At 66.6% G+C, this 4,222-nt stretch carries 3 protein-coding genes; 1 reads left to right on the forward strand and 2 read right to left on the reverse strand.

Annotated elements, in window-relative coordinates:
• The first annotated feature begins 31 nt into the window (after positions 1 to 31).
• A complete protein-coding gene (locus H3C53_13040) occupies positions 32 to 1,462 on the forward strand; it encodes a hypothetical protein (protein ID MBW7917591.1) in 1,431 nt (476 codons plus the stop codon).
• Between the two features lie 193 nt (positions 1,463 to 1,655).
• On the opposite strand, the gene H3C53_13045 is transcribed toward H3C53_13040, so the two are convergent.
• On the reverse strand, positions 1,656 to 3,620 hold the full coding sequence (locus H3C53_13045) for a DUF4900 domain-containing protein (GenBank protein MBW7917592.1): 1,965 nt from the start codon (positions 3,618 to 3,620) through the stop codon (positions 1,656 to 1,658).
• Positions 3,620 to 4,222, reverse strand: a 603-nt coding sequence (locus H3C53_13050) for a hypothetical protein (GenBank protein MBW7917593.1), incomplete at its 5' end; no start/stop codon positions are given. The genes H3C53_13050 and H3C53_13045, both read right to left, overlap by 1 nt.

The following is a 4,222-nucleotide window of genomic DNA, read 5'->3' on the forward strand; positions in this document are numbered from 1 at the left end:
CCGAATGCTTCTAGTAGGAGGACGTCACACCATGCCTGCCACCCCGCCGCCCACCCGACGCCAGAGCGGCATCGCGGTGGTGTCCGCCCTCGTCATACTGTTGGCTCTCACCGCGTTCGGCCTCAGCTCGGTGTTCTTGACCCAGATGAACTTGGGCATCGCTCGGAACGCACAAGCGACGGTGCGCGCCGACAACAACGCCGCGAGTGGCCTGAACGTCGCCTTCGTGAGGCTGCAGGACGAGTACCGCGTCACCGGGGAGTTGCCGGCGAGCCTCACGCTGCCGACCATCACCGGGCAGGGTTTCGCGCCAACCTATGCCCTCACCCACTACGTGCGCTACAGCACGACCACCGCGTATGTCGCGGTCACGGGCACCGCTCCCGGCCAGGGGGAGTACCTGGCGGAGGCCGTGGTGAGCGTGCAGGGTAACTCGGGTTTGCCGCCGTACTTCGGTTACGGCCTCTCCACCGAGGGGGTGTTCGAGGCGTCGGGCAACGCCTGGTACGTCAACGCGGGCGTGCACGCGAACATGGGCTTCAAGTTCAGCGGCAACCAACACTTCCGGACCTGCGTGGAGCGGAACGCCGACGGCACCTGTGGTCGCGACGAGGTGGTTCCCAGCGACTCGCTGGCGGTGTCCGCCTCGCCGGGCGCGACCGTGTGCGCCGTGAGCGGCAACGGCATCCCCAAGAGCGCCATCTGCGCCGACGGTGGCCCTCGCCACCTCACGGACCCCATCACCATCGACCCGGAGTTCGGCGCGCGTCAGGTCGAACTGATGCAGTCGATCTCGAAGGGTCCGAGCCACTCGCACGTGCTCGGCATCGACTGCGACGTCATCTTCCGGAGCGCTCCGAAGAGCAGGGACCTGCCCGACGCGTTCGCTTCCGTCCCGGCAGGCTCGACCATCTGCGTCGAGAGTGGCGCCGTGAAGATCTCGGGCAACTGGTCCATCGCCGAGCGCACCGTCGTGGCGCGCGACAACATCGACTTCTCAGGCAACTGGTCCATGCGCGACATGACCCTCGTGTCCACGACCGGCAGCATCTCCGGCTCCGGCAACAGCCCGATGGCGAACGTGCGCGTGTTCGGGCGCGACGGGGTCAAGTTCAGCGGCAACCACGACGTCACCGGCATCAGCACCTTCGCGTCCGGCGGGGACGTTCAGCTCTCCGGCAACGCCCACGCCGTGGCGGCTCCGGGCGGCGGCTCGGGCATCGGCACCGCCATCATCGCCGGGGGCGACATCAAGATCAGCGGCAACAGTCGGCTCTACATCGCCGCTGTGGCGGGCGGGTCGTTCCACAAGTCGGGCAACGCCGACTACGTGGGCCGGGTGGCCTCCAAGGGCAACCTCAAGATCTCGGGGAACTTCGACATCGACTCGGGCGTGGCCATCGTCACGGACGAGTTCGTCGTCCAGGGCGATGCCACCTTGCGAGTGATCAGTCGGCGCTGAGTCAGAACCGGGGCCGGGATGCCGTCCCTGCGGGCACCAAGTCGCCTGCCGGCTGCCGGCTACCTTGCAGTCGTTGGCACGCCTGCGACAGCATCAAGCCGCGCGAGACCTAGCAACGGTGGGAGTCTAGGAAGCCAACGGCAGGTGGGGTGGACTCTGCGTCCACCCCACCTGCCCTTTACAATGGTCTCTTCTACTGCAGTTGTTCGCGCTGCCCGAAGCTGAACAGCTTCACCGACTTGACGCCGTCGGTTCCGACGGTCGGGAAGTAGGGCGGTGCCACGCCGGCGGCCATGCGGCGGTCGTACGTGAAGGAGCGGCCGTAGCCAGTGGAGTTCTTGCCGGTGCTGGCGTTGAAGGTGCCGAACGCGCCGTAGTAGTACTCGATGATGCCGCCGGTGAGGTGGACGGAGCCGCGCTCGGAGCCACTGTCGTAGTCCTCGACGGAGACCCTGCCTTCGCCACTCATGAGCACGGCGTCGACGGTCACGTCCCTGGGCGCGTTGCGCGAGTCGTTCCAGCCGTTGTTGTGGCCGAACATGATGTTGCCGGTCTGCGTGTAGAGGCCGAGGACGTTGACGGCTTCGAGGTTGTCGCAGACGGCTCCAAGCACGGTGCCGTCGGACTGGCGGGTGGGCTCGCCGCTGCACGGCCTGTCCTCGTACTTGAGGTCGCCGCTGATCCGCATGCTGTTGGTCGAGGCGATGGTGATCTCGGCGAACGAAGCGATCGCGGGCGGCGCATAGGCCGGGTCGTTGTCGTGCCCGGACATCCTCTGCGGGCCCCTGATGCGGTCGATGCTGTAGGTGCTCGTGCCGGCGCCGTAGATCACGCCGTTGAACTCGCTGGCCGCCACCACCCACATGTTGCCTATCGGGTCGAAGCTGTAGAGGACCTTGTCGGCACCGTACCTGTACAGCCCGCAGTTGGTCGAGGTGGTGCAGGCCTTGATGTACTGGAAGGGCGCGGGCGAAGCTCGCCAGGCGCCACCGTCCCAGTAGCGCCACTGCCCGCCACTAAGTTCCATGGCCGTACCGGTGGGTCCGCCCGCCCACAGGTCGAGGCTGTAGAGGCTGTTACCGAAGTAGAGCCCTTCGCCCCTGACGTTGGGGTCCGAGGTGTCGCCCTGAGCGGCGCTGATCTGGTTCTGCGAGTTCTCGGGGAGGGGAACGAAGTCGGCGCTCCAGTCGACGCCGCCCGTGAGCTCGGGGGCGTGGGTTCCGTAGCCGTTCGTGTAGCTGGGGTTCTGGGACGAGGGCGACATGCTGCCGGACCCCTTGAACCCTGCGTTGTAGAACTCCGCGCCTTGCCTACCGAAGTAGTCGTTGTTGCACTTGGTCAGGCGGGCGTCGCTACAGCCGGCGCTCGTCACCTCGTCGCCGAACCATGACTGCCGGTAGTAGCGGAAGTAGGAGTTGGTGTGCACCGGGCCGTCGAACAGCGTGCGGTCCGTGAACCAGATGTCGCTGCCGCTGGGGCCGCTACGGTGAACGTTCGTGAAGAGCGCGTACCGCGCGAAGCTGCCGCGACCGACCGTGAAGCGGTACTCGCCTTGCAGCACCACGTTGCGGTTGAAATCGCCGATCTCGCCGGTGGCGACCATGACGAAGGGGATGGCGTACTCCTGCTCGGGTCGGTAACCGGAGCCGGTCCTCGGCTGCCCACCCACGAACCTGGCGGCCGGCATGCGCACGTCGGCCAGGAGAGGCTCACCGCAGGCTTCGTCCGTCACGTAGATGCGCACGCGACCGACCGCCGAGCCCCCCGTAGTGAACGTGTTGCTGCACACCAGGTTGTCGATGCTGGCTTGCAGTGCCGTGGTCACGGGTTCGAGTTGCGAGATGACCGATGCGGGCGTGGGGGCCGTCCCGGCGTTGTTGTTCGTGCCGAACGACCAAGACCCGGAGAGGTTCGAGTTGGAGGCAACCAGCGAGCTCAGCGCCGCCCGCACGTCCGTGGTCAGCACGGACGCTCCGAGGTTGGCCGAGCCGCGCGCGATCATCAGGGTCTGGACGATGCCCGCGTCGTCCGCGCTGTGCTGGATCTCGCCCAGGGTTCGGGCGAACATCAGGGTCACGACCCCGCCCACGACCACGAGGAGCGTGAGCGCCATGATCATGGCGATGCCTTGCTCCCGGCGCTTCTTCGTTGGTGTCATCAGCTTCCGCATGGCCTCACCCTCTTGATGATGTAGTTCTGGTTAGTGGGCAGTTCGACGATCCCCGAGTAGGTCCTGACGGAACCTCCGGAGTTCATGCCTATGACCATCTGGATCCTCGACAGCGTGACGGGCACCCCGCCGATGGTGGCTTCGCGGAGCGGGGCTCCCTGGCCATCGACCACGGGTTGGCTGCGTATGACCGGGGTGCCGTCGGCCTCGGTGTAGACGTAATCGAGCGAGAACTGGTCGATGTCGAACGCCACTGGCACTGCCGCGTTCGCGCCGATGCGCTCGTAAAGGATCCGCTCGCTGGCGTCGTACCGGAAGCCCAGGGTTTGGACCTGGAACAGGAGCATGCCGGGCGTGAACCCGATGGTGTTGGGGCAGGTGGAGTGCTGCACGTTGAAGCGGACGCTGCCACTCCCGCCCTGTTGGCTAACGCTGTCCACGCCGAACACGACGGCCTGACCGTTGGTGTTGACGAGGAGGGCCTGGCCACCGGCGAGCCCCGTCTCGGCGGCGTTGGCGACGGGAGCGACGATCCGCGTGAAGGTCTCTGCCGCGAAGGTGCTGCTGGCGCGCTGCACCTCGTAACCGGC

The sequence above is a fragment of the Trueperaceae bacterium genome (genome assembly GCA_019454765.1).
Lineage (GTDB): Bacteria > Deinococcota > Deinococci > Deinococcales > Trueperaceae > JAAYYF01.